This is a genomic window from Variovorax sp. Varisp46, from assembly GCF_059491885.1.
This window is the reverse complement of record NZ_CP168515.1, coordinates 912,040-935,021: the sequence shown is the minus strand read 5'-3', so window position 1 is coordinate 935,021 and position 22,982 is coordinate 912,040. Positions and strand designations below refer to the sequence as shown.

Here is a 22,982-nt window from a genome sequence, read left to right as displayed (position 1 = left end):
CGGGCCGCGCGCCCGGGTGCTCCATTCGGGCATCGGTTCAGGCTGCCCGCGGCGAGCCGGCATAGGGCGGCGTCGGACTCGACAGGCCCTGCTTGAGCTGCCGCGAGACCTCGTCGGCCAGCACCTCGGGCTGCCCCGCCTCCACGCCCGCCAGCGCCTGGCGCGCCACATCATCCGGTGAGGCCTTGTCGCCTTCCGCGTGCGCGGCCATGTCGGTGTCCATGTAGCCCACATGCAGGCTCGTGACCTGCGTGCCCTGTGCGGCCAGTTCGTTGCGCAGGCCGTTGCTCAGCGACCATGCCGCCGATTTCGTCGCGCTGTAAGTCGCCACACTGGGGAAGGTGGTCCAGCTCAGCGCCGACAGCACGTTGATCACGCCGCCACCGCCGTTGGCCGCGAGCACGGGCGCGAAAGCCTGCGCCAGCGTCCAGGGGCCGAAGAAGTTGGTTTCGAACTCGGCGCGCGCGGCTGCCACCGCATCGGGCGAACCGAGGAAGCTGGAGCCGCGCGAGATGCCTGCGTTGTTGATCAGCAGCGTGACGTCGCCGCAGGCGCGCGCGGCCGCTTCGGCCTGCGCGGGCTGCGTCACGTCGAGCGCCACCGGCGTCACGCCGGGCAGCGTGATGCTCTTCGGGTCGCGCGCCGCGCCATAGACCTTGCGCGCGCCCGCCGCCAATGCCGCCTTCGCAAAGGCGAGCCCGAGGCCGCGGTTGGCGCCGGTGATGAAGACCACGGAGTCCTTGATTTGCATGTGAGCCTTTCGTTGATGGAAGTCGTTGGATGCCTGCATTCGAAGTTCGCGTGAGCCGGGATGCATGAAGTGCGAAGCCTGGGGCAAGCTAGCTTCATCCGGCCTGCGCCATGCGCCGCAGCAGCCCGCCGGTTGTACGCGGCCAGCCGACGCGGCCGAACCAGGCCCCGCCCGCGATGGCCGATGCGATCACGATGCCGTACACCGCCAGCGCCACGCCCTGCGCCCCGAACACGCCGGTGAGCCCGCCTCCCCAGCGCAGCGCGAGCCAGCCGCCGGTGCCCGCCACCGCCAGGCGCGCGATGTTGCCCAGCACCGGCCACAGCAGGCGGCCCGCGCCCTGCGACGCGAAATACAACACCAGCCCGACGCCGAAGAAGCCATACAGCGGCCCGACCACGCGCAGGTAGTGCGCGCCGGTCTCGAGCATCGCCGGGTCGCTGCCGAACAGCAGCAGCCACGGGCGCGGGAACAGCGCGGCCGCGAGTCCGATGGTTTCTGTGAGCGCAAAGGCCAGCGCCGCGCCGGTCCAGGTGGCGCGCAGCGCGCGTTCGCGCTGCCCGGCCCCCATGCAGGTGCCGACCATGGCCACCAGCGGCGCGCCGAGACCGAACACCAGCGGCACCAGCAGGTATTCGAGCCGCGAGGCCGTGCCGTAGCCGGCCAGCGCGCCCGAGCCGAAATGACCTGTCAGCGCAGTGGCGATGCCGATCGACAGGTTGGTCGCCACCGTCGACACCGCCCCCACCAGCCCGATGCGCAGGATGTCGCGGAACAGTGGCCAGCGCAGCTTCAGCGCGGCCAGCGTGGGCCGCAGCAGGCTGCGCGGCGAGCGCAGGTAGACGATCAGCGCGACGGAGCCCAGCAGGTAGTACAGCAGCAGCGCCATCGCACCGCCCGCGATGCCCATGCCCGGCAGCGGTCCGATGCCGAAGATCAGCAGCGGCGACGCGGGAACGAGGAACACCACGCCCACCACCGTCACGTTGGCCGGCACCGACATGTTGCCGGTGCCGCGGATGATGGCCGAGAGCGAGTTGAAGAGCCACACCAGCGTCGCGCCCGCGAACACCCAGTTCGAGTACGTGAGCGCAGCCTCGAGCGCCGGCCCCGTGCCGCCCATGGTCCCGTAGAGCCATTGCCCGCCCAGCAGCAGGGCCAGCGTGAAGCACAGGCCGAAGCCCAGCGCGATGACGATGGCGTGCCACACCAGCGCATCCGCATCGTCTTTGCGGCGTGCGCCAAGTGCGCGCGCGATCGACGAGGCGATGCCGCCGCCCATCGCGCCGCTGGAGGTCATCTGCATCAGCATCACGATGGGAAACACCAGCGCCATGCCGGCGAGCGCATCGGTGCCGAGCCTGCCGACGAAGTAGGTCTCGATAAGGCCGACGGAGGCCTGTGCCAGCATCACCAGCACGTTGGGCGCAGCCAGGCGCAGCAGGGTGGGCACGATGGGCGCCTCGAGCAGGCGGCGCGTGCGCGGGTCGAGCTCGGTGTGGGCTGTCGTCATGTCGGGGGCTCCGAGCGTCAGGCCCGTGCCGCGGCAGGCGCGACCTGCGCGCCGGCCTTCGCCGCCGGACGGCGGATCATCATCACGACCACCGCCGCCACCAGGCAGGCTGCGCCGGCCGCGTAGAGCGCCGGTGTGTAGGTCAGCAGCAGCGTGCGCGCGAAGCCGGCGCCGTAGGCGGCCGTGGCGGCGCCCAGCTGGTGCGCGGCAAAGACCCAGCCGAACACCAGGCCCACCTTGGCGGGGCCGAAGGCGGCGCCCGCGAGCTTGACGGTCGGCGGCACGGTGGCGATCCAGTCGAGGCCGTAGAACATCGCGAAGATGCCCAGGCCGTAGATGGTGAACTCCGAGTGCGGCAGCCAGAACAGCGACAGGCCGCGCAGGCCGTAGTACCAGAAGAGCAGCTTGCGGTTGTCGTAGCGGTCCGAGAGCCAGCCCGAGAGGATGGTGCCGACGAAGTCGAAGGCCCCCATCATCGCGAGCACCGAGGCTGCGGGCACTGCGCTCATGCCGTAGTCGCCGCACAGCGAGATGAAGTGCGTCTGCACGAGCCCGTTGGTGCTCAGGCCGCAGATGAAGAAAGTGGCGGCGAGGATGAGGAAGGTGCGGTTGGTCGAAACTTCCTTCAACACGCGAAACGGCGTGGCGAAGTTCATCGCCGGCGCGGCGGCGGCAGGCGCGGCCGGCTGGGTGCCGGGCAACTCGCCGTAGGGCAGCAGGCCGAGGTCCGAAGGCCGGTTGCGCATGAGGCACAGCGCCAGCACGCCGATCAGTATGCTGCCGGCCACGATCGGCACGATGGCCGAGCGCCAGCCCCAGTGCTCGATCATCCAGGCCGCGAGCGGCAGGAAGGCCAGCTGACCGGTGGCCGAACTGGCCGTGAGCATGCCGACGACGAGGCCGCGCCGCGCGACGAACCAGCGGTTGGCCACCACCGCGCCGAGCACCAGCGCCGTCATGCCGGTGCCCAGGCCCAGCATCAGGCTCCACAGCACGAACAGGTGCCACAGCTGCGAAGCCATGGTGACCAGTGCCATGCCCAGGCCGACCAGCGCGAGGCCGGTGCAGACCACGGCGCGCAGTCCGTAGCGCTCCATCAGCACCGCGGCGAACGGCCCCATCAGGCCGAACAGCGCGAAGCGGAGCGCCAGCGCCGACGAGATCTGCCCCGTGCTCCAGCCGAACTCCTTGCCCAGCGGCTGCAGCATGGCGCCCGGCAGGCCCAGCGCGGCCGACATGGTCAGCATGGTGAGGAAGGTGATGGCGGCGACGATCCATCCGTAGTGAATGCCGCGGCGCTGCAGCCATGCGGAGACGGGAGTGGCGAACATGGGACCTCTGCTGTTGGAATTGAATGTGAGGAGAAGCAAGAAACGAAAACGGAATCCGCGCGCGGCCTCGGACGCGATGGGTGAAGGCGTGCGGTTGGAAAGAAAAGGTTCAGTCTTCGGCGTCGGGCTCGTCCTCCGCGCCCAGCAGTTCCATCGACTCGTCGATCAGCCGGTGCAGCGCGAGCACACGCTCGACGCCCAGCAGCGCATTGAGTTTTTGCTGCGCTGCCTTCCAGTGCAGCTGCGCCTCGCGGCGCTTGGCATCGCCCTCTTCGGTGATCTGCACCAGCCGGCTGCGCGCATCGGCGCCGGCGCCCAGCGAGATCCAGCCCGCGGCGATCAGCGGCTGCAGGTTGCGGCTCAGGGTCGAGGCGGTCATCTTGAGTTCGCTCGCCAGGTCGACCGGACGCGAGGGCCCGATCCGCGCCAGATTCGACAGCAGCGAGTATTGCGTGGTCTTCAGGCCGCTCTTCGACACCTCGGCGTCGTAGTGCTGCGAGAGGCGGCGCGAGAGCTGGCGCACCTTGAAGCTGGTGCAGCCGCGTGGCTTGGCGAGGGTGTCCATGGGGTATTATTGTAGCTACAACTATTGCATATGCAACTTAACCCTCCGGACAACCCGGACAGGAGAACACCCGGCATGACGCAGAACCCCAGCCAGCTCGACGCATGGATCGCCGAAGAGCGAAAGATCACCGAACGCCTCGAAGCCGGCCCAGGCCCTGGCCTCGCCCGCCCCGACCAGATCGCGGGCAAGACCGGCCTCGAGATGATGCAGGCGATGCTGAACGGCGAGATTCCCTTTGCAGCCATCGCCAGGACGCTGGACTTCACGATCCTCGAAGTGCGCCCGGGCGTAGCCATCTTCCAGGGCACGCCGCTGCCGCAGCACCTGAACCCGCTGGGCACCATCCATGGCGGCTGGGTCGCCACGATGCTCGACTCCGCCCTGGGCTGCTCCGTCCACACGATGATGCCGCCCGGGCGGGCCTACACCACCGCCGAGCTGAACGTGAACTACGTGAAAGGCCTGACGCCCAAGGTGCAGCGCGTGCGCGCCGAAGGCAAGGTGATCCACTGCGGCCGCCAGCTGGCCACCGCCGAGGCCCGCCTCTTCGGGCCCGATGGCACGCTGTACGCGCATGCCACCACGACCTGCCTGGTGTTCGAGACGCGGCCGGCGGGCTGAGCCGTGGGAAACGAGATCCAGCCGGCCGACCTGGGCTTCTTCTGCGCGCTGGCGAGCGCCGGCAGCCTCAGTGCCGCGGCACGCGAGCTGGGTGTCTCGACGGCGGCCGTGAGCAAGCATCTCGCGCAGATGGAAGCGCGCCTGAGTGTCAGCCTGCTCAACCGCACCACGCGGCGCATGAGCCTGACGCCCGAAGGCGAGCTCTATCTCGAGCACGCGCGCCGGATCCTGAACGACATCGACAGCATGGGCGAAATGCTGGGCGCGTCGAAGGCGACGCCACGGGGTCTGCTGCGCGTCAACGCCACGCTCGGCTTCGGCCGCAGCCACATCGCGCCGTTGATATCCAAGTTCGTGCGCGAATATCCGGAGGTGGAAGTGCAGCTGCAGCTGTCGGTCAATCCGCCGCCGCTGACGGACGATTCCTTCGACGTCTGCGTGCGCTTCGGCGCGCCGCCGGATTCGCGCGTGATCGCAAGGCGGATCGCTGCCAACCGCCGCCTGCTGTGCGCCGCGCCGGCCTACATCGCCAGGCGCGGCATGCCAAAGGTGCCCGGCGACCTGGCCAGGCACAACTGCATCGGCATCCGGCAGGGCGAGGAGGCCTACGGCCTCTGGCGGCTGTCGAGCGGCCGGGGCAAGAGCGCCACCACGCAGGCCGTCAAGACACGCGGCACGCTGACGACGAACGACGGAGAGATCGCCGTCAACTGGGCGCTCGACGGGCACGGCATCCTGATGCGCGCGGAGTGGGACATTGCCCGCCACCTGCGCAGCGGCCGCCTCGTGCAGGTCCTGCCGCAGCATCACACGCCGGACGCGGACATCTACGCGGTCTACCCGCAGCGCCACCGACTCGCGGCGCGCGTGCGCGCCTTCGTCGACTACCTGGCACTGTCGCTCGCACGGCAGGCTTCGGCGGACCAGCCGGCGGACTCATCGGCGGCTGGCACCAGGCGGCGGTAGTCGCCAAGGGGGCCGCGGCGGGGTAACCCGCCGTCAAACGCAAGCTCAAACGCGCCGCGCCTACGGTCGCGCTCCCTTCGACTCTCTCTTCAAGGTGAGCCTCATGCCCAAATTCGTCATCGAACGCGCCATTCCCAACATCGGCGCCGCCAGCGCCGCCGAACTGCAGGCCGTGTCCCAGAAGTCGTGCGGCGTGCTGCGCGAACTCGGCCCCGACGTGCAATGGGTCCACAGCTACGTCACGGGCGACAAGATCTACTGCGTCTACAACGCGGCCAGCGAAGAGCTGGTGCGCGAGCACGCGCGCAAGGGCGGATTCCCCGCCGACAGCGTGGCGCGCGTGGTGACGACGATCGATCCGACGACTGCGGAGGCCTGACCCCACGATCCTGCCGCGCCCCGTGCCTCGCTCTGCCACACTGCGGGCATGAGGCCCTTCGTCCAGCTTCTTGGCGTGCCGTGTGTGGTGAGCGCAGACGGCCCGGTCGCGCCCATCCGGGGCCACAAGGCCTGGGGACTGCTTGCCTATCTCGCGCTCCAACCGGGCGCTGTTGCGCGGCAGCGCCTGGCCGGATTGCTGTTCGAGGACGCCGAAGACCCGCTGGCTGCGCTGCGCTGGAACCTTCGCGAACTGCGTCGGGCCCTGGGCGACTGCACGCTGCGCGGAGATGCGATCGCCTTTCCGCACGAGCACGTCGCCGGCGTGGACGTTGCCGTGCTGACGCGGGGAGACTGGTCGGACGCGTTGTCGCTCCATGGGCTCGGATGCGAGCTGCTGGAGGGCCTGGGCTTTTCATCGAGCCCGTCGTTCGCAGCGTGGCTGCAGTCCGAGCGACGAAGGATGCAGGCCACGGCGGAAGCCGTGCTGCGCGAAGCCGCCTTGTCCCGCGTGGCGGACGGGGCGCCGGGCGCGGCCGCCGACCTGGCCTACCGGCTCGTCAGCCTGGACCCGTTGGACGAAAACGCGCATGTCCTGCTGGTGCGCTGCCTTGCGGCGGCGGGCGAGGGGTTGGGCGCGGCGCGGCAGGCGGCCGCCTGCCGGGAACTGTTCAGGCGCCAGCTCGGCGTCGCACCCGGGCCCGCGCTGGCCGATGCACTGCACACCGTGACGGCCACGCCGACAGCCCGGCCGGCCATTGGCCGCGCGGGTGCCCTGGCGCAGCTCGAGGCTGGCGAGGCCGCCATCGGCGCCGGCGTGCTCGAGGCCGGCCTGCAATGCCTGCGCCGAGCCATGGTCGACGCCGACGGCACCGGCGATCCCGCCCTGCGCACGCGCGCGCGGGTCGCGCTGGGCGGCGCGCTGGTGCACGCGGCGCGCGGCCGCGACGAAGAGGGCGCCGCGGCCCTGCACGAGGCCTTGGCCATCGGCCGTGAAGCCGCGCCCGCACTGGCCGCCGCCGCATGCCGCGAACTGGGCTACGTCGAGTTCCTGCGAGGTCGCTATGAGCGCGCGCTGGCCTGGATGGCACGGGCAGAGCCATTGGCAGGCGACTCCCTTGCCGAGCAGGCCCGGATCGCCACGGTGAAGGGCTCCATCCTGAGCGACTCGGCCTATTACCCGGCCGCCATGGAAACGCTGCGGGACGCCGCAGCCTGGGCGTCGGAGGCGGGCGAGCCCAAACAGGTGATCTACGCCGAGTCCATGCTGGGTCGGGCCATGATCCTGCGCGGCGAATGGGAAGCAGCGAGGCCGATCGTCGACCGTGCCGTCGACCAGGCTGGCCGGCTGTGGGCCGCCTTCCTTCCCTGGCCCTTGTCCTTTCGCGCCGAAATAGATCTGAGCGACGGCCAACTGGAGCCGGCCGCTGAGCGCTTCGAGCACGCCTTCGCGCTGGGATGCCAGCTGGGCGATCCATGCTGGGAAGGCATTGCCGGCCGCGGCCTCGGACTGGTCGCGATGGCGCGCGGCGACGCTGTGCGCGCCGAGGAAATCCTGCTGGACACACTGATCCGCTGCACCCGCCCGCCGGACGCCTACCTGTGGGGCGAGGCCTATGTGCTCGAGGCGCTTTGCCGCCTTGGCGTGTCGCGGCGCACGTCGCCGATCCGCCGGCAGGTGGACGAGTTGATGGACATCGCCGCACGAACCGGTATGCGGGAACTCGTGGTGCGGGCCCACCTCCTTCGCGCCGCCCTCGGCGATCCGGATGGGGCGGTGGCCGCACGAACCCTGGCCACCGACATCGACAACCCGGCGCTCACCGCGTTGACGCTGAACGTCGATTCGCCTGCAGTAGGCCTTCAGCTCGTAAGTCCAAACGGCTCATCCCCTCTTCGTCAGTGATAATTGTTCGCATTGGCGCCGCACGCCGTGCCGCCGATGCTTTCACAAGAACACTTCACCGTCCTGGAGGATTTTTCATGACCGAACGCTCTGGCGCTCAAGTCCGCGCCGCGCGCGCATTGATCGGCGCCACTACCGCCTGGCTCGCCCTCACCGCCCTGCCCGCCCACGCTGCGAATGACGAACTCACGCTCTACACGACGCGCGAGCCCGCGCTGATCCAGCCGCTGATTTCGGCCTTCAGCGCGCAGAGCAACGTCAAGGTCAACACCGTGTTCGTGAAGGACGGCCTGCTGGAGCGCGTCAAGGCCGAAGGCGCCCGCTCGCCGGCCGACGTGCTGATGACCGTGGACATCGGCGCGCTGATGGACCTCGTCGACGGCGGCGTGACGCAGCCCGTGAAATCGCCCGCGCTCGAATCGGCCATTCCGGCCAACCTGCGCGGCGCCGACGGCCAGTGGTTCTCGCTCTCGCTGCGCGCGCGCGTGCTCTATGCCGACAAGGCCCTGCCGCTCGCAAGCTTCCGCTACGAAGACCTCGCCAGCCCGAAATACAAGGGCAAGGTCTGCATCCGCGCCGGCCAGCACCCCTACAACACCGCGCTGGTCGCCGCGCTGATCGCGCACGACGGCGAAGCCAAGGCCGAGCAGTGGCTGCGCGGCGTCAAGGCCAACCTGGCGCGCAAGGCCACGGGCGGCGACCGCGACGTGGCGCGCGACATCCTCGGCGGCATCTGCGACGTGGGCCTGGCCAACTCGTACTACGTCGGCCAGATGAAGAGTTCCAAGGAAGGCACCGACGCGCGCAAGTGGGGCGACGCCATCAAGGTGGTGCGCCCGACCTTCGCCAAGAGCGGCGGCACGCACGTCAACATCAGCGGCGCGGCTGTGGCGAAGAACGCGCCGCAGCGCGCCAACGCGGTCAAGCTGCTCGAGTTCCTGGTGTCGGAGCCGGCGCAGGCGCTGTATGCGCAGACCAACTACGAGTACCCGGTGCGCAAGGGCGTCGCGCTCGACCCGATCATCGCGTCGAGCATCGGCGAGCTGAAGGCCGACCCGCTGCCCGTGGCCGAGATCGCCAAGTATCGCAAGCAGGCCAGCGCGCTGGTCGACAAGGTCGGCTTCGACCAGTGACGCAAGCGGCCGGGCACGCCTTCCCGGTGCCTGAGGAAGCATGCGAATGACACGACGCCAGCTCCCGGGCCTGCACGCCGCAGGTCCGGTCTGGCGTCTTGCCTCGTTCGCCATCGCCGTCGGCGTGCTCGCGCCGGTGCTCACGCTGGCGTGGCTCGCCTTCGGCTCGGGCCTCGGGCACTGGGGGCCGCTGTTTGCGAACGTGCTGCCGCAGGCGGCGCTCAACACGGCCATGCTGCTCACGGGCGTGGGCGTGCTGGTGCTGGTGATCGGCACCGGCTGCGCGTGGCTGGTGACGGCGCATGACTTCCCGGGGCGCGGCGTGCTGCACTGGGCGCTGCTGCTGCCGCTGGCGATGCCAACCTACATCGTCGCCTTCGCGTACCTCGACCTGCTGCACCCCATCGGCCCCGTGCAGGGCGCGATCCGCTGGATGCTGGGCTTCGACAGCCCGCGCCAGTTCCGCCTGCCCGACCTGCGCTCGATGCCCGGTGCAATCTTCGTGCTGGGCTTCGTGCTCTATCCGTACGTCTACATGACGGCGCGCGCGATGTTCATGACGCAGCCGGCGCACCTGATGGAAGCGGCGCGCACGCTCGGCGAGAGCCGGCGCGGCGCGTTCTTCCGCGTGGCGCTGCCGCTGGCACGGCCAGCGCTGGCCGTGGGGCTGAGCCTCTCGCTGCTCGAAACGCTCAACGACATCGGCGCCTCGGAGTTCCTCGGCGTGAACACGTTGACGGTGGCGGTCTACACGACGTGGATCACGCGCTCCGACCTCGCAGGGGCTGCGCAGATCGCGTGCGCGATGCTGTTCGTGGTGGTGGCGCTGGTCTGGCTCGAACGCAATGGCCGGCAGCACCAGCGCTTCGGCTCGGCGCAGCGCATGCGCGCGGTGCAGCCGCGGCGGCTGCACGGTGGTGCGGCGTGGGCCGCCAGCGCGGCGGCGGCGCTGCCGGTGCTGATCGGCTTCGTGGCCCCTGCGTTCTACCTCGTGCGGGAAAGCTTCAAGCGGCTGCATCAGGGCGGCGGCATTTCCCAAGGCCTGGTCGCGAGCCTCGGCAACACGCTGGCGCTGGCTTCGGGTGTCACCGCGGCCGCAGTCGCGGCGGGGCTGGTCGTTGCCTGGGCCTCGCGCAGCCAGGGCGCGGGCCTCGCCAACCGCGCGCGATGGCAGGCGCGTGCGGCGACGCTGGGCTACGCGGTGCCGGGCACAGTGCTGGCCATCGGCCTGCTCACGCCGGCGCTGGCCTTCGACAGCGCCCTCGCCACGGCATTCGGATGGCAGGGCCTGCCGCTCATGGGCGCGGGCATCGTGCTGGTCGTGGCCTGCGCGATCCGCTTTCTCGCGATGCCGGTCGGCGGCATCGAGGCCGGCCTCGCGCGCATTCCGCCTGCCATCGAACAGGCTTCGCGCCTGCTCGGCGAAACCACCGGCGGGACGCTGCGCCGCGTGCACCTGCCACTGCTGCGCCCCGCCATCGCCACGGGCGCGCTGCTGGTGTTCGTCGATGCGATGAAGGAACTGCCGGCCACGCTGCTGCTGCGGCCCGCCAATTTCGACACCCTCGCCACCTGGCTGTATGCCGAGGCCGCGCGCGGCACGTATGAAGAAGGCGCGATTGCCGCGCTCGCCATCGTGCTGGCCGGCCTGATGCCCATCCTGCTGCTCGCGCGCAACCAGCTGGGCGCGCCTTCGGCCGCACCCGGCCCCGACCAGACACCATGAGTTCCCCCCTGCACCTCGATGCGATCCAGCTCGCATACGACACACCGCGCGGCCCGCACACGGTCGTCGACGGCTTCTCGCTGGCATTGGACGCCGGCGAAATCGGCTGCCTGTTCGGCCCTTCGGGCTGCGGCAAGACGACGGTGCTGCGTGCCATCGCAGGCTTCGAGCCCGTGCGCGCCGGCACGGTCCGGCTCGGCGACGTGCTCCTCTCGTCCGCGCAGAAGCACCTGCCGCCGGAGCAGCGGCACGTGGGCATGATGTTCCAGGAGTACGCGCTGTTCCCGCACCTGTCGGCGGCGAAGAACGTGGCCTTCGGCCTGCGCCGGCTCGGCTGCACGGCGCAGCAATCGCGCGTGGCGGAAATGCTGGCGCTGGTCGGCCTCGCCGACGCGGGCGAACGCTATCCGCACCAACTCTCCGGCGGCCAGCAGCAACGCGTCGCACTGGCTCGCGCGCTCGCGCCCTCGCCCGCCCTGCTGCTGCTCGACGAACCGTTCTCCAACCTCGACGGCGGCACGCGCGAGCGGCTGGCTGCGGAGGTGCGCGGCATCCTCAAGCAGGCCGGCCAGACCGCCATCCTCGTCACGCACAACGAGGCCGAGGCGCACGCCATGGCCGACCGCATCGGCGTGATGCACGGCGGGCGCATTACGCACTGGCTCGACGCAGCGGCATAGCACACGAGGCCTATTTTCCGAATGGGCCTTCCGGGAAAAGGTTGTTCCGGACCGCAAGAATCGCGGCCTTCCAGACACATCCCCATCACCCAGGAACGGAAAGCCCCATGACGCAAGCTCTCACCCTCGTCAGCCACCTGCTGTGCCCGTACGTCCAGCGCGCCGCGATCGCACTGCATGAAAAGGGCGTGCCCTTCGAGCGCGTCGTCATCGACCTCGCGAACAAGCCCCAGTGGTTTCTCGACATCTCGCCGCTCGGCAAGGTACCGCTGCTGAAGGTGCGGCGGCCCGACGGCAGCGAGGCCGTGCTGTTCGAGAGCAACGTGATCTGCGAGTACCTCGAGGAGACACAGCCCGGCGCCCGCCTGCACCCCGAAGACCCGCTCCAGCGCGCCGAACATCGCGCGTGGATGGAGTTCGGCTCGGCCATCCTCGGCGACCTCTGGGGTTACGAGACCACGCAGGACGCGGCCGTGTTCGAGCAGAAGCGGCTGGCGCTCGTCGCCAGGTTCGAGCGCGTGGAAGCTGCGCTGGCAGCCACGGGAGAAGGTCCCTACTTCGCCGGCCAGAACTTCAGCCTCGTCGACGCGGTCTTCGCACCGGTGTTCCGCTACTTCGAGGTGTTCGACGCGATCAGCGACTCGCATGTCTTCGACGCACTGCCCAGGGTCAAGGCCTGGCGCAAGGCGCTGGCGGCCCGCCCCAGCGTGCGCGATGCGGTGGTGCCTGAATATCCCGGGCACCTGATGGAATTCCTGAAGCGCCACCAGGCCCACCTGCTGACACTGGCGGCTTGATCGCCGCGGCGGGAGGCAGACAATAGCGGCCTCCCTTTCTTCACGCCCAACGGCCCCCACGAGATGCGACTCCTCCACACCATGCTGCGCGTCGGCAACCTCCAGCGCTCCATCGACTTCTACACCAAGGTGCTCGGCATGAACCTGCTGCGCACCTCGGAGAACCCCGAGTACAAGTACAGCCTCGCTTTCATCGGCTACGGCAAGGGCAACCCCGAGCAGGCCGAGATCGAGCTCACCTACAACTGGGGCACCGAGAGCTACGAACTGGGCACCGCCTACGGCCACATCGCGCTGGGCGTGCCCGACGCGTACGCGGCCTGCGAGAAGATCAAGGCCGCGGGCGGCAACGTGACGCGCGAGGCCGGGCCGGTCAAGGGCGGCACCACCGTGATCGCGTTCGTGACGGACCCCGACGGCTACAAGATCGAGCTGATCCAGCGTGACGAAGGCGCCGCCGGCGGCGGCCTGCGCTGATGACCCGCCGCGTTGCCCTGCTGCGTGGCGTGAACGTCAACGGCATCGCGATCAAGAGCGCCGACCTGAAGGCGCTGTTCGCGGAAGAACTCGGCTTTGGCGCGGTGCGCACCGTGCTCGCCAGCGGCAACGTGCTGTTCGACACCGACGAGCGCGATGCCACCGCATTGCGCAAGCGCATCGAGCAGGCGCTGCGCAAGCGATTCGGCTACGAGGCGTGGATCGTGCTGCTCATCCAGAAGCAGGTGGCCGACGTGGCCAAGGCCTATCCCTTCGAGCGCATCGACGACGAGCGGCATCCCTACATCGTGTTCGGCTCGGACACCGCGATGCTCGACGAGATCGTGGAGAAGGCCGGCACCGTCGATGCCGACGTCGAACAGCTGGAGCCCGGCAAGGGCGTGCTGTACTGGCAATGCCCGCGCGGCGAGAGCCTCGATACGCCGGTGGCCAAGCTGCTGGCCAAGACGCGCTACAAGTCGAGCACCACCACGCGCAACCTGCGTACGGTGGAGAAGCTGCTCACCGGCTGATCAGCAGCCCAGCAGGTCGGCCAGCGCCTCGATGTCGCGCGCATGCAGGTTGTTGTCCGGCTGCGGCGACACGTCCTTCGGCTTGGCGCGGCCGAATTCATGCGGGCGCTCGATGTAGGCCGTCTTCAGGCCGCACACGCGCGCGGCGGCCAGGTCGTCGTGGTGCGCGGCGGCCAGCATCACCTGGCCCGGCGTTGCATCGAACACACCCGCCACGCCGAGGTAGGTGCGCGGGTCGGGCTTGTAGGCCTTGAACACCTCGGCCGACAGCACGCAGTCCCAGGGCAGGCCCGCACGCTTCGCCATCTCGGTGAGCAGGCCGATGTTCCCGTTCGACAGCGTGCAGATGGTGAACTTCTTCTTGAGCCGCGTGAGACCCGGCACCGAATCGGGCCAGGCCGGCAGGCGGTGCCAGGCGCGGCTCAGGTCGCGCCTGGCGGCCGTGTCGAGGCGCTCGGACAGGCCGAAATCGCGCAGCACCTGTTCGAGCATGCTCAGGTGCAGCTCGTCGAGCAGCGTGAAGCCGCCCTCGCCCGCGGCAATGCGCTCCATCACGGCCTTCATCGCGGGCTGGTAGCCCGCGCGCCACGCCAGCGCGAAGGCCGCGCCGTCCACGCCCGGCAATGCGCGCTCGACCTCGGCGGCAATGCCGCTGTGCCAGTCGACCACCGTGCCGAAGACGTCGAACGCGATGACCTTCAGGTCGCCCGCGTCGAAATCGGCGCGCATGATCAGCGCGGCAGCTGGCTCGCGGCGCGTGCCAGCTGCTCGATGCGGGCCCAGTCGCCTTCGCGGATCGCGTCGGTCGGCACGATCCACGAACCGCCCACGCAGGCCACGTTCGACAGCGCGAGGAACTCGGCCGCGTTGCCCGCCTGGATGCCGCCCGTCGGGCAGAAGGTGACGTCGCCGAACGGACCCTGCCAGGCCTTGAGCATCGGCAGCCCGCCGGCCTGCAGCGCGGGGAAGAACTTGAGTTGGGTGTAGCCGTCTTCCTGCGCCATCATGATCTCGCTGCCGGTGGCCACGCCGGGCAGCAGCGGCAGGCCGAGGTCGTGGCAGGCCTTGCCGACCGCACGCGTGTAGCCCGGGCTCACGCCGAACTTCGCGCCGGCCAGCGCCGAGGCCTGGGCATCGGCCGCGCTGCGGATGGTGCCGGCGCCGGCCACGGCCTCGGGAACGTCCCTGGCGATGGCTTCGATGCACTGCAGCGCCTGCGGCGTGCGCAGCGTGACTTCGAGCATGCGGATGCCGCCAGCCACCAGTGCGCGAGCGAGAGGGACGGCGTCTTTCACGTCGTTCAGCACGATGACCGGAATGACCGGCGCATCGCGCATGACTTCGAGGGCGGTGAGTTTCTTTGTCATTTCATAGCTCCATTACTTCAAGCACATCCGCGATCCTGAAAATCGCGGTGCTCAATTCCAGAAACACCGCGGAACCGGCTTTTGCCGGGCCACCGGTGTTGTCCCCGGAAGGGGGAAGGCGAAGCGGCACGAAGCACGCGCAGCCTGGGGGCGAGCCCGATTACAGCCATGAGCAGGCTCCTTCTTCGGCAGTGAGTGCATTGCGGCGCATGCCGGCGAACAGTTCGCGGCCGAGGCCGTGTCCATCGGCGATGCGCTGCGCTTCGGGCAGCGTCGCGGTTTCGCGCGCGGCCCATTCGTCTTCGGGCAGCAGCACGGCCAGCGTACCCGCTACCGCATCGAGGCGGATCAGGTCGCCGTCGCGCACCTTGGCGAGCGGGCCGCCCGCAGCCGCTTCGGGCGAGACGTGGATGGCGGCCGGTATCTTGCCCGACGCGCCGCTCATGCGGCCGTCGGTGACCAGCGCCACGCGGAATCCCTTGCCCTGCAGCACCGACAGCGGCGGCGTGAGCTTGTGCAGCTCGGGCATGCCGTTGGCCTGCGGGCCCTGCCAGCGCACCACGCAGACCACGTCGCGCTCGAGTTCGCCAGCGGTGAAGGCCTTGTGCAGCGCGGCCTGCGAGTCGAACACGCGCGCGGGCGCTTCGATGACATGGCGGTCGTCGGGCACCGAGGACACCTTGATGACGCTGCGCCCGAGGTTGCCGCCCAGCAGCTTGAGGCCGCCGGTGGCACTGAACGGATTCGCGACCGTGCGTGTGATCGCTTCGTTCTTCAGCGGCGCCGCGGGACTCCATTGCAGGCGCTGTTCGGCGCCATCGCCCGCCAGCGCCGGGATGTTCGCGTATTCGCGGATGCCCCCCGCGCGCACCGTCAGCACGTCGGCATGCATGAGGCCGGCGTCGACCAGTTCGCCGATCACGAGGCCGGGACCGCCCGCGGCCTGGAACTCGTTCACGTCGGCGCTGCCGTTGGGATACACGCGGCTCAGCAGCGGCACCACATCGGAGAGCTTCGAGAAGTCGTCCCAGTCGATCACGATGCCGGCGGCACGCGCCACGGCCACCCAGTGGATCAGGTGGTTGGTGGAGCCGCCCGTGGCCAGCAGCGCGACCATGGCGTTGACGATGCAGCGCTCGTCAACCATCTCGCCGATGGGCGGGCACTGGAAGGAAATGTCGCTCGCCTTGCCCAGCACGGTGCGCACCGCTTCGCGCGTGAGCGTTTCGCGCATCGCGTCGCCGGGCTGGATGAAGGCAGTGCCGGGCACGTGCAGGCCCATGGCCTCGAGCAGCATCTGGTTGCTGTTGGCGGTGCCGTAGAAGGTGCAGGTGCCCATCGTGTGATAGGCCGCCATCTCGGCGTCGAGCAGGCCCTGGCGGCCCACGAGGCCTTGCGCCGCCTGCTCGCGCACCTTCGATTTGGCATTGTTCGACAGGCCCGAGGGCATCGGGCCGGCGGGCACGAACACGGTCGGCAGGTGGCCGAAGTGCAGCGCGCCGATCAGCAGGCCCGGCACGATCTTGTCGCACACGCCGAGCAGCAGCGCGCTGTCGAACATGTCGTGCGTGAGCGCGACGGCCGTGCTCATGGCGATCAGGTCGCGGCTGAACAGGCTCAGTTCCATGCCGGGCGTGCCCTGCGTGACGCCGTCGCACATGGCGGGCACACCGCCGGCCACCTGCGCGGTGGCGCCGAGTCGGCGGGCCTCGTGCTTGATGATGTCGGGGTAGCCCTGGTACGGCGCGTGGGCCGAGAGCATGTCGTTGTAGGCGGTGACGATGCCGATGTTGGGCGCGCGCTCGGCCACCACGCGGAACTTGTCGTTCGCCGGGATGCCGGCCACGGCGTGCGCCACGTTGGCGCAGCCCATGCGGTCTGAGCCGCGGTCGCGGTCGCGGATTTCGGCGAGGCGGGAGAGGTACGCGCTGCGCAGCCCCTTGCTGCGCTCGCGGATGCGATCGGTGACGTCGCGGACGATGGGGTGTGTGCTGCTGCTCATGGGGTCGGTGGCTCTTGCTGCGTGCCGCCAGGGCGGCTGTGGGCCTGGAGACCCATGGTAACAAGCCGGGCACGAAAGCCCGATGAAATCCGGGTGCCCGCCAATACGAATTCACTCATCCGCGCCCCTGCAGCACCCATGAAAAAGCCCGGCGTCACCGGGCTTCTTCTGCTCTTGCAGCCGATGCGCGCGGCGCTCAGTCCACCAGCTTCACCTCGACGCGGCGCGCCTCGGCATCGTTGCCCGAGCCGGCTGTCACGGCGGGCCTTTGCAGGTCGACCTTGGCCGCGGGCACGCCCAGGCCCACGAGCACGTCGCGCACCATCTCGGCGCGCTTCTTCGCGAGCTGTTCGTTGATGGCGGCGTCGCCGGTGGTGTCGTGGAAGCCCGAGACCACCGCCTTGCGGCCGCTCTCGACGCCTTTGATGACCGCGGCCAGGGCCTCGGCGGCGCCGGGTGCGAGGTCGGCGCTGCTGGTCGCGAAGTAGAAGTTCACCACGCCGTCGACCACGCGGATGCTTGCGCCGTCGGGGATCGTGACCGTCACGGTCTCGGTGACCTCGGCCACCTTGGGCGCGGCGCCGGGGGCGGGCGCCGAGACCACCACCGCCGCGGGAGCGGCGGCGGCCTGCGCGACCGCCGGGTTGTGGCCCCTGTGCCAAAGCACGATGCCGACCACGAAGAAGATCACCAGGGCGATCAGCGCCATGACGAATCCGAGGATGAAATTCTGCTGGCTGTCGTCATCGCTCATCGGGGATCTTGCTCCATAGGGAAGGGGTAGGTAAATAATGGTGCGGTGAACCATGATCAGGAAATTGTAGGCGGCGGTCCCGGCATCCCCATGTCGGACCCTGCGCCGAACCCCGGTCCGCCGGGACTCGACCCCATGCCCAAACCCCTGCGCGATCCGCAGCCGATGCTCGAGCGCGCCATCGCCGACTGGGGCGGGCATGAGGATCTCTGGCTCTTCGGCTATGGCTCGCTGATCTGGCGGCCCGAGTTCGACTTCGTCGAACGGCGCCAGGCCTGGGTGCGCGGCTGGCATCGCGCGCTGAAGATGTGGAGCCGCGTGAACCGCGGCAGCGTCCAGGTGCCCGGCCTCGTGTTCGGACTGCTCTCGGGCGGCAGCTGCCGTGGCATGGTGTTCCGCGTGCCCAGGGCCGAGGGTCTGGAAACGCTGCGCCGGCTCTGGCTGCGCGAGATGCCGACTGGCGTGTACGACCCGAAATGGCTGCGCTGCGGCACGGCCGAAGGGCCTGTGCGCGCGCTGGCGTTCACCCTGTCGCGGCGCAGCCCCAACTTCACGGGCGAGCTCAGCGACGAGCGCTACCGCCACATCTTCGCCAACGCCGTCGGCCGCTACGGAACTTCGCTCGACTACGCACGCCAGACGCTGCTCGAACTGCAGCGCCACTCGATCCACGACGCGGCGCTGGCCCGCCTGGTGGCGCTGGCCGCCGTTCAGGAACAGCAGCGCCAGCAGCAAACCGAGGCCGCCGCCGATTGCGGGGCGCCGCAGCCTCCGGTATATGTTCCGGGGTCTTCAGACTCTTCTTCCCAACCTTCCGAATCATCCAAGGAAAACACATGACCCAACGTCGTCTCGCCGCCGCCGGCGCCGCCCTCCTCGCCTGCGCCCTCCTCGCCGCCTGCGGCAGCATGGGCGGCAAGCCGAGCACCGCCGTCGAGCTGGTGCCGACCGGCGCCATCACGCCCAACCCGACGCGCGGCACGGTGACCTTCGCCGCGCTCGACCACGGCGTGCGCGTGTCGGGCGAAGTGCGCGGGCTGGCACCGGGCAGCGAGCACGGCTTCCACATCCACGAGAAGGGCGATTGCGGCAACAACGGCGACGCCTCGGGCGGCCACTTCAATCCGACCGGCGGCACGCACGGCAAGTTCGCCGCCGCGGGCAGCCATGCCGGCGAACTGCCGAGCCTGGTGGCCGATGCCAGCGGCGTGGCCCGCTTCAGCGTGGAAGACCACTCGATCTCGCTGACGGACGGCGCCGCCAACAACGTGGTGGGCCGCGCCCTGGTGGTGCATCGCGACCGCGACGATTTCACGACGCAGCCGTCAGGCAACTCGGGCCCGCGCATCGCCTGTGCGGTGATCACCAAGCCCTGATCGAAACGGGCGGCAAAAGCTAGGCGCCCTCGCGCGCCAGCCACAGCGTCTCGGCCTGCGCCAGCGCCTCGGGTGTGTCGATGTCGGTGATCACGCCGACGTCGTCCACCACCAGGTCGGCCACCGAATCGATGGCACGCATCGACCGCAGGATGGACGATGCGCCCAGGCTTCCCTCCAGCATGGCGAGTTGCGCACCGCACCCGGCGGCAAAGCCCACCGGATGACCGCGCTCGCCCCGGTACTGCGGCTGCACGGCATTCACCCGGCCGCCCAGGGCTGCTGCAACACCCTGCAGCGTCGCGGGCTGCACCAGCGGCAGGTCGCCCGGCAGGATCAGCCAACCCGCCGCATCGGGCGTTGCGCGCACTGCGGCCGCGATCGAATCGCCCATGCCGGGGTGCCCCGCATCTTCCACGTGCCATGGCAGGCCGCTGGCGCGCACCGCGTCGAGCGTGCGCTCCAGCACCGGCCTGCCGGCGAGCAACGCCTTCAGCTTCGAGCCCGTGCCACCGGCCGCGATGAAGCGTTCGCCGCGGCCCGAGGCCAGCACGATCACCACCGGGGAATTCACCTTCATGGTCGTCATGGGCCGAGTATGTGCGCAACAATCCCGGCATGACCTCCCCCCTCTCCAATGACGCACTGGCGGCGCTGCGCAAGAGCTACGAGCGCGCCGAACTCGGCGAAGCCCACAGCGCCGGCGATCCGCTGAAGCAGTTCGAGCGCTGGCTCACCGAAGCCATCGACGCGCAGGTGCCCGAGCCCAATGCAATGACGCTGTGCACCGTGGGCAGCGACCTGCGGCCGTCCAGCCGCATCGTGCTCATCAAGGGCTACGACGCGCGCGGCATCGTCTGGTACACCAACTACGAGAGCCGCAAGGGCCGCGAGCTGTCGGGCAATCCGTATGCGTCGCTGCAGTTCCACTGGGTCGAACTCGAGCGCGTGGTGCGCATCGAGGGCCGCGTCGAGAAGGCAGGCGCCGAAGAGAGCGACGCCTACTTCGCGAGCCGCCCGCTCGATTCGCGCATCGGCGCCTGGGCCAGTCCGCAGAGCGAGGTGATCAGCGGACGCGACGTGCTGGTGAAGAACGCCGCCGTTGCCGCGGCCAAGCACATGCTCTCGCCGCCGCGCCCTCCGCACTGGGGCGGCTACCGGCTGGTGCCCGACCGCTGGGAGTTCTGGCAGGGCCGCAAGAGCCGGCTGCATGACCGGCTGCGCTACCGGCTCGACGGTAGCGACTGGGTGCGCGAGCGCCTGGCTCCGTGAGGCGGATCGTCGTCAGGCCTCGCAACTCACGACTTTGAACTCGACGCGCCGGTCCAGCGCGTCGCTCGCATCGTCCGCCCCCGTACCGACTATGTTCTCGCGGAAGCCCATGCCCGATTCCCGCAGCTTCTTCGACAGGGGCGCCGCCTCGCCCACCAGCCGGGTCTTCACGCTCACTGCGCGCTGCAGCGACAGCCGCTCGTTCACCGCCTCCGAGCCCGTGCGGCTCGTGTGGCCCGTGACCACCACGCACGAATCGATCTGCGCCGCCTGCCGCGCGATCTGGCGCAGCCACATCGGATAGGCGGCGCTGATCTTCGGATCGGCGAGGAAGTCGGTCGAGCCCGGCTTGAACAGGAACTTCACGCTCAGGTTGTTGGTTTCGAGCCCCAGCCGCGCGATGGTGCCGAAGGTCTTCTCGGCATCGGCCGTGCGGCCGAGTTGTGACTGCGTGAGGTACAGCCCGCTGTAGATGCGCAGCTGCTGGCCGTCGGGCCGCTTCGATGCAGCCTCGTAGCGGCCGAGCGCCTCGCTCATGCGGCCGGCCTCGTAGGCGGCGGTGGCCTCCTGCAGCACGGTCGAGGTCGGCAGGCGCTCCAGGTACAGCGCGTCCGCGGCCTGGCCGGGCTGGGTCTCGGCGGTGCGGATGTAGCCCTCGACGCCGCGGTCCTTGCCATTCACCGGGCTGTCACGGAAGAAGGCGGTGGGCCGTGTGTCGAGCGTGGCATCGCTGATGCGCGTGACCGACTGCGCGATCACCATGCCGCTGCGGATCTCGGTCAGCGCAAGGTTCAGTCGGTACGGTGCGCCCGAAGCGTCCCTGTCGCGCACCAGCGTGCCATTGAGCACGTACTGCGCGCTGCCGATCTCGCTCGCGTTGAAGGGCGTGACGGTGAACTGCCTGAACTGCGCCTGCATGCGCTGCACGATGCGCTGCTCGGCCACGCGCGTCACCTCGGTCTGCTGGCCGCTCGCGCCTTCGAGCAGCGGGTCGATCACGATGCGGCGCTGCGTGAGCGTCGACTCCACCTTGGCCAGGAAGGCCGGCAGTTTCTGCGTCTGCACCATCAGGTCGTCCACCGCCTGGTTCACGGCCTGGTCGAAGGGCATGGCGTTGCCCGGCGCGGGGCGGTGCGCGCAGGCGGCGGCAAGCACGGCGGCGCACAGCGCGAGCGCGCGCAGCGCCAGGCGGACTCGTTGGGTGGCGATGGTCGTCATCAGCATTGGCTCCTCAATGTCTTCATGTCCTGGTCCGACAGCGGCTCGCCCACGGCGGCGCGCATGTTGATCTCGCTGCAGCGCTTCGACGGCGCAGGCTTTGATACCGCCGCTTCCCGTTGCACCGGCGGCGGTGCCGACGCGGCTGGCTGTGTGCGCGTCCTGATCACCGGCCTCGGCTTCGACGGCCCCTCGTCGGCCCTTTCAGCCTTCTCGGCGGGCGGCGGCTCGGCGGGCTCGCGCGGCACGTTCGCCGACAGGCACGGCGTGCGGCACGGCCTGGCCTCGCCTGTGGCCTGCGCGGGGCGAACTTGCAGCGCGGCGATCGTCGTCGCGACCACCGCCATAGCAAGAAGGGGCGAAGAGCGCGCCGGGTGAATCATCAGCCGGCAAATGTAGGGCGGCAGAGGCCGCGCGCCATCTCTCCAAACGGCCACCCTGCCGAACGGCATAGGCGTGCGGCGAACCGCGCTAAGGCGAAAGTCTGCGAGGCTCTACGAAGAGAGAACCGAAGGGCTCAGGGCAACCACTGCACCCAGACCATCACGAGCGGTAGCGTGGCGAGCCCCAGCACCGTCGACATCGCGACGCTGGCCGTCACCAGGTCTTCGGCCGTGCGGTAGCGCTGCGAAAAGAGGAACACGTTGGCGCCGATCGGCAGCGCCGCCGCCACCACCATCACCGTGAGCGGAATGCCTCGCACGCCGAGCAGCCAACCGATAACGGCCACCAGCAGCGGATGCAGCAGGTTCTTCACCAGCGCCTGCATCAGCGCGCCGCGCCAATGCCGGCCGATGGGTGTGAGCGCGAGCGTGATGCCCACCATCACCAGCGCGATGGGGCCGAAGGCCTGGCCGAGCAACTGGATCGGCTTGTCGATGAACTCGGGCATGACCAGCCCGGTCTGCGCGAACAACAGGCCCGCGATGATCGGCAGCGGCACGGGGTGGATGATGGCGTTGCGCAGCGCACGCATCACGGTGCGTGCCATCGAGGGGCGCTTGTCTTCGCCACCGACACCCGCGTGCTCGCGCGCGACGGCCAGCTCCAGCACCACCGTGGCGCTGGTCAGGAGCACCAGCGAATGCAGCGAGATCAGCGTGAGCAGCACCACCATGCCCGCCTCGCCATACGCCAGGCCGATCAACGCGATGCCGATCATCACCGTGTTGCTGTACGTGTTGGCCAGCGCGATCACCGCCGCGGTGCGATTGAACCCGCGCAGCGCCAGCGTGGCCGCGAAGAGCAGGCCCGAAGCAACGAAGTACGCCGCCACCGGCTTCAGGCTCAGCTGCTCGACATGCACCGTGCTCATGGCGCGGAACAGCAGCGCGGGCGCGAGCAGCAGGAAGATGAGATGCGACAGGTCCTTCACCGCATTGCCGCCGATCCATCGGCGCTTGCCGGCGAGGTAGCCCGCGGCGATGAGCAGGACGACGGGGAGCAGGGAGGAGATGACGAAGGAATTCACTCGGCGAGGATAGCCCAGTGAGTGCCTTGCTCCTTCCCCCTCTGGGGGAAGGTCGGGATGGGGGCAGGCGGCACTCGCAGGAGCCATGGCCCTGTCAAAGGCTGCTTGCCCCCACCCCTGCCCTCCCCCAACGGGGGAGGGA

25 protein-coding genes are annotated in these 22,982 nt (G+C 69.7%); 14 read left to right on the top strand and 11 right to left on the bottom strand.

Features of this window, described 5'->3' with window-relative positions; genetic code table 11:
- Positions 1-37 precede the first annotated feature (37 nt).
- From ACEN9N_RS04355 to ACEN9N_RS04340, 4 genes are all read right to left on the bottom strand, one after another.
- Positions 38-751 carry an SDR family oxidoreductase gene (locus tag ACEN9N_RS04355; RefSeq protein ID WP_413314095.1) on the bottom strand — a complete coding sequence of 238 codons (714 nt, stop codon included), beginning with the start codon at positions 749-751 and terminating at the stop codon, positions 38-40.
- A gap of 94 nt (positions 752-845) precedes the next feature.
- The gene (locus ACEN9N_RS04350; protein WP_413314094.1) at positions 846-2,264 is read right to left on the bottom strand and encodes an MATE family efflux transporter; all 1,419 of its coding nucleotides are present in this window, start codon (positions 2,262-2,264) and stop codon (positions 846-848) included.
- Positions 2,265-2,281: 17 nt separating this feature from the next.
- Entirely contained in the window at positions 2,282-3,595 is a 1,314-nt protein-coding gene (locus tag ACEN9N_RS04345) for an MFS transporter (RefSeq protein ID WP_007829517.1), read from the bottom strand.
- A gap of 109 nt (positions 3,596-3,704) precedes the next feature.
- A complete protein-coding gene (locus tag ACEN9N_RS04340) occupies positions 3,705-4,160 on the bottom strand; it encodes a MarR family winged helix-turn-helix transcriptional regulator (RefSeq protein WP_413314093.1) in 456 nt (151 codons plus the stop codon).
- 75 nt (positions 4,161-4,235) lie between these two features.
- On the opposite strand from ACEN9N_RS04340, the gene ACEN9N_RS04335 reads away from it, so the two are divergent.
- The 10 genes from ACEN9N_RS04335 to ACEN9N_RS04290 all read left to right on the top strand — a co-directional run bounded on the left by ACEN9N_RS04335 (position 4,236) and on the right by ACEN9N_RS04290 (position 13,380).
- On the top strand, positions 4,236-4,784 hold the full coding sequence (locus ACEN9N_RS04335; RefSeq protein WP_007829509.1) for a PaaI family thioesterase: 549 nt from the start codon (positions 4,236-4,238) through the stop codon (positions 4,782-4,784).
- Between the two features lie 3 nt (positions 4,785-4,787).
- Positions 4,788-5,750 carry a LysR substrate-binding domain-containing protein gene (locus ACEN9N_RS04330; protein WP_413334811.1) on the top strand — a complete coding sequence of 321 codons (963 nt, stop codon included), beginning with the start codon at positions 4,788-4,790 and terminating at the stop codon, positions 5,748-5,750.
- A 103-nt stretch (positions 5,751-5,853) separates the two neighbouring features.
- Positions 5,854-6,129, top strand: coding sequence for a DUF4242 domain-containing protein (locus ACEN9N_RS04325; RefSeq protein ID WP_007829504.1), 276 nt, complete (start codon positions 5,854-5,856; stop codon positions 6,127-6,129).
- A gap of 48 nt (positions 6,130-6,177) precedes the next feature.
- Complete coding sequence (locus ACEN9N_RS04320) at positions 6,178-8,034, top strand: AfsR/SARP family transcriptional regulator (RefSeq protein ID WP_495655422.1); 1,857 nt, start codon at positions 6,178-6,180, stop codon at positions 8,032-8,034.
- Positions 8,035-8,111: 77 nt separating this feature from the next.
- Positions 8,112-9,167, top strand: coding sequence for a Fe(3+) ABC transporter substrate-binding protein (locus tag ACEN9N_RS04315; RefSeq protein WP_495655421.1), 1,056 nt, complete (start codon positions 8,112-8,114; stop codon positions 9,165-9,167).
- A gap of 46 nt (positions 9,168-9,213) precedes the next feature.
- Complete coding sequence (locus tag ACEN9N_RS04310) at positions 9,214-10,893, top strand: ABC transporter permease (protein ID WP_495655420.1); 1,680 nt, start codon at positions 9,214-9,216, stop codon at positions 10,891-10,893.
- Positions 10,890-11,573, top strand: a complete 684-nt coding sequence (locus ACEN9N_RS04305; protein ID WP_495655419.1) for an ABC transporter ATP-binding protein — start codon at positions 10,890-10,892, stop codon at positions 11,571-11,573. Before ACEN9N_RS04310 ends, ACEN9N_RS04305 begins: the two co-directional genes overlap by 4 nt.
- Positions 11,574-11,680: 107 nt before the next feature.
- Positions 11,681-12,370: a glutathione S-transferase family protein gene (locus ACEN9N_RS04300; RefSeq protein WP_495655418.1), complete on the top strand. Its 690-nt coding sequence runs from the start codon at positions 11,681-11,683 to the stop codon at positions 12,368-12,370.
- A gap of 63 nt (positions 12,371-12,433) precedes the next feature.
- Positions 12,434-12,847 (top strand): lactoylglutathione lyase, encoded by a 414-nt coding sequence (gene gloA / locus ACEN9N_RS04295; protein WP_042672808.1) that lies wholly within the window; start codon positions 12,434-12,436, stop codon positions 12,845-12,847.
- Positions 12,847-13,380, top strand: coding sequence for a DUF1697 domain-containing protein (locus tag ACEN9N_RS04290; protein WP_495655417.1), 534 nt, complete (start codon positions 12,847-12,849; stop codon positions 13,378-13,380). The genes gloA and ACEN9N_RS04290 overlap by 1 nt, the downstream gene beginning before the upstream one ends.
- On the opposite strand, the gene ACEN9N_RS04285 is transcribed toward ACEN9N_RS04290, so the two are convergent.
- From ACEN9N_RS04285 to ACEN9N_RS04270, 4 genes are all read right to left on the bottom strand, one after another.
- Positions 13,381-14,109: a haloacid dehalogenase type II gene (locus tag ACEN9N_RS04285; RefSeq protein ID WP_007829491.1), complete on the bottom strand. Its 729-nt coding sequence runs from the start codon at positions 14,107-14,109 to the stop codon at positions 13,381-13,383.
- A gap of 2 nt (positions 14,110-14,111) precedes the next feature.
- The gene (gene eda, locus ACEN9N_RS04280; protein ID WP_007829490.1) at positions 14,112-14,747 is read right to left on the bottom strand and encodes a bifunctional 4-hydroxy-2-oxoglutarate aldolase/2-dehydro-3-deoxy-phosphogluconate aldolase; all 636 of its coding nucleotides are present in this window, start codon (positions 14,745-14,747) and stop codon (positions 14,112-14,114) included.
- 160 nt (positions 14,748-14,907) lie between these two features.
- Positions 14,908-16,749, bottom strand: a complete 1,842-nt coding sequence (edd, locus tag ACEN9N_RS04275; protein ID WP_007829489.1) for a phosphogluconate dehydratase — start codon at positions 16,747-16,749, stop codon at positions 14,908-14,910.
- Between the two features lie 196 nt (positions 16,750-16,945).
- Complete coding sequence (locus ACEN9N_RS04270; RefSeq protein WP_495655416.1) at positions 16,946-17,503, bottom strand: OmpA family protein; 558 nt, start codon at positions 17,501-17,503, stop codon at positions 16,946-16,948.
- A 135-nt stretch (positions 17,504-17,638) separates the two neighbouring features.
- Here ACEN9N_RS04270 and ACEN9N_RS04265 point away from each other — a divergent pair, with 135 nt between their 5' ends.
- Both ACEN9N_RS04265 and ACEN9N_RS04260 read left to right on the top strand, forming a co-directional pair.
- Positions 17,639-18,343, top strand: a complete 705-nt coding sequence (locus ACEN9N_RS04265; RefSeq protein ID WP_081502616.1) for a gamma-glutamylcyclotransferase — start codon at positions 17,639-17,641, stop codon at positions 18,341-18,343.
- Positions 18,340-18,879, top strand: a complete 540-nt coding sequence (locus ACEN9N_RS04260; RefSeq protein WP_007829486.1) for a superoxide dismutase family protein — start codon at positions 18,340-18,342, stop codon at positions 18,877-18,879. Before ACEN9N_RS04265 ends, ACEN9N_RS04260 begins: the two co-directional genes overlap by 4 nt.
- 19 nt (positions 18,880-18,898) lie before the next feature.
- Here the strand turns inward: ACEN9N_RS04260 and ACEN9N_RS04255 are convergent, their stop codons facing one another.
- Positions 18,899-19,459 carry a nucleotidyltransferase family protein gene (locus tag ACEN9N_RS04255; protein WP_495655415.1) on the bottom strand — a complete coding sequence of 187 codons (561 nt, stop codon included), beginning with the start codon at positions 19,457-19,459 and terminating at the stop codon, positions 18,899-18,901.
- A gap of 38 nt (positions 19,460-19,497) precedes the next feature.
- Between ACEN9N_RS04255 and pdxH the strand changes: the two genes are divergently transcribed.
- Positions 19,498-20,151, top strand: a complete 654-nt coding sequence (gene pdxH, locus ACEN9N_RS04250) for a pyridoxamine 5'-phosphate oxidase (protein ID WP_007829484.1) — start codon at positions 19,498-19,500, stop codon at positions 20,149-20,151.
- Positions 20,152-20,163: 12 nt separating this feature from the next.
- Here pdxH and ACEN9N_RS04245 read toward each other — a convergent pair whose 3' ends face one another.
- Positions 20,164-21,369, bottom strand: a complete 1,206-nt coding sequence (locus ACEN9N_RS04245) for an OmpA family protein (protein ID WP_413314701.1) — start codon at positions 21,367-21,369, stop codon at positions 20,164-20,166.
- A gap of 24 nt (positions 21,370-21,393) precedes the next feature.
- Between ACEN9N_RS04245 and ACEN9N_RS04240 the strand changes: the two genes are divergently transcribed.
- Positions 21,394-21,747: a hypothetical protein gene (locus tag ACEN9N_RS04240; RefSeq protein ID WP_413314702.1), complete on the top strand. Its 354-nt coding sequence runs from the start codon at positions 21,394-21,396 to the stop codon at positions 21,745-21,747.
- Between the two features lie 139 nt (positions 21,748-21,886).
- Here ACEN9N_RS04240 and ACEN9N_RS04235 read toward each other — a convergent pair whose 3' ends face one another.
- Entirely contained in the window at positions 21,887-22,840 is a 954-nt protein-coding gene (locus ACEN9N_RS04235) for an AEC family transporter (protein WP_042672804.1), read from the bottom strand.
- Positions 22,841-22,982 lie beyond the last annotated feature (142 nt).

What these genes read in the sequence shown, in the direction of transcription:
- ACEN9N_RS04245 (WP_413314701.1), bottom strand. Translation starts at nt 21,369, where the DNA reads ATGACGACCATCGCCACCCAACGAGTCCGCCTGGCGCTGCGCGCGCTC.
- ACEN9N_RS04335 (WP_007829509.1), top strand. Translation starts at nt 4,236, where the DNA reads ATGACGCAGAACCCCAGCCAGCTCGACGCATGGATCGCCGAAGAGCGA.
- ACEN9N_RS04345 (WP_007829517.1), bottom strand. Translation starts at nt 3,595, where the DNA reads ATGTTCGCCACTCCCGTCTCCGCATGGCTGCAGCGCCGCGGCATTCAC.
- ACEN9N_RS04240 (WP_413314702.1), top strand. Translation starts at nt 21,394, where the DNA reads ATGTCCTGGTCCGACAGCGGCTCGCCCACGGCGGCGCGCATGTTGATC.
- ACEN9N_RS04270 (WP_495655416.1), bottom strand. Translation starts at nt 17,503, where the DNA reads ATGAGCGATGACGACAGCCAGCAGAATTTCATCCTCGGATTCGTCATG.
- ACEN9N_RS04325 (WP_007829504.1), top strand. Translation starts at nt 5,854, where the DNA reads ATGCCCAAATTCGTCATCGAACGCGCCATTCCCAACATCGGCGCCGCC.
- ACEN9N_RS04310 (WP_495655420.1), top strand. Translation starts at nt 9,214, where the DNA reads ATGACACGACGCCAGCTCCCGGGCCTGCACGCCGCAGGTCCGGTCTGG.
- ACEN9N_RS04340 (WP_413314093.1), bottom strand. Translation starts at nt 4,160, where the DNA reads ATGGACACCCTCGCCAAGCCACGCGGCTGCACCAGCTTCAAGGTGCGC.
- ACEN9N_RS04260 (WP_007829486.1), top strand. Translation starts at nt 18,340, where the DNA reads ATGACCCAACGTCGTCTCGCCGCCGCCGGCGCCGCCCTCCTCGCCTGC.
- gloA (WP_042672808.1), top strand. Translation starts at nt 12,434, where the DNA reads ATGCGACTCCTCCACACCATGCTGCGCGTCGGCAACCTCCAGCGCTCC.
- ACEN9N_RS04315 (WP_495655421.1), top strand. Translation starts at nt 8,112, where the DNA reads ATGACCGAACGCTCTGGCGCTCAAGTCCGCGCCGCGCGCGCATTGATC.
- ACEN9N_RS04265 (WP_081502616.1), top strand. Translation starts at nt 17,639, where the DNA reads ATGCCCAAACCCCTGCGCGATCCGCAGCCGATGCTCGAGCGCGCCATC.
- ACEN9N_RS04290 (WP_495655417.1), top strand. Translation starts at nt 12,847, where the DNA reads ATGACCCGCCGCGTTGCCCTGCTGCGTGGCGTGAACGTCAACGGCATC.
- ACEN9N_RS04255 (WP_495655415.1), bottom strand. Translation starts at nt 19,459, where the DNA reads ATGAAGGTGAATTCCCCGGTGGTGATCGTGCTGGCCTCGGGCCGCGGC.
- eda (WP_007829490.1), bottom strand. Translation starts at nt 14,747, where the DNA reads ATGACAAAGAAACTCACCGCCCTCGAAGTCATGCGCGATGCGCCGGTC.
- ACEN9N_RS04355 (WP_413314095.1), bottom strand. Translation starts at nt 751, where the DNA reads ATGCAAATCAAGGACTCCGTGGTCTTCATCACCGGCGCCAACCGCGGC.
- ACEN9N_RS04305 (WP_495655419.1), top strand. Translation starts at nt 10,890, where the DNA reads ATGAGTTCCCCCCTGCACCTCGATGCGATCCAGCTCGCATACGACACA.
- edd (WP_007829489.1), bottom strand. Translation starts at nt 16,749, where the DNA reads ATGAGCAGCAGCACACACCCCATCGTCCGCGACGTCACCGATCGCATC.
- pdxH (WP_007829484.1), top strand. Translation starts at nt 19,498, where the DNA reads ATGACCTCCCCCCTCTCCAATGACGCACTGGCGGCGCTGCGCAAGAGC.
- ACEN9N_RS04320 (WP_495655422.1), top strand. Translation starts at nt 6,178, where the DNA reads ATGAGGCCCTTCGTCCAGCTTCTTGGCGTGCCGTGTGTGGTGAGCGCA.
- ACEN9N_RS04300 (WP_495655418.1), top strand. Translation starts at nt 11,681, where the DNA reads ATGACGCAAGCTCTCACCCTCGTCAGCCACCTGCTGTGCCCGTACGTC.
- ACEN9N_RS04285 (WP_007829491.1), bottom strand. Translation starts at nt 14,109, where the DNA reads ATGCGCGCCGATTTCGACGCGGGCGACCTGAAGGTCATCGCGTTCGAC.
- ACEN9N_RS04350 (WP_413314094.1), bottom strand. Translation starts at nt 2,264, where the DNA reads ATGACGACAGCCCACACCGAGCTCGACCCGCGCACGCGCCGCCTGCTC.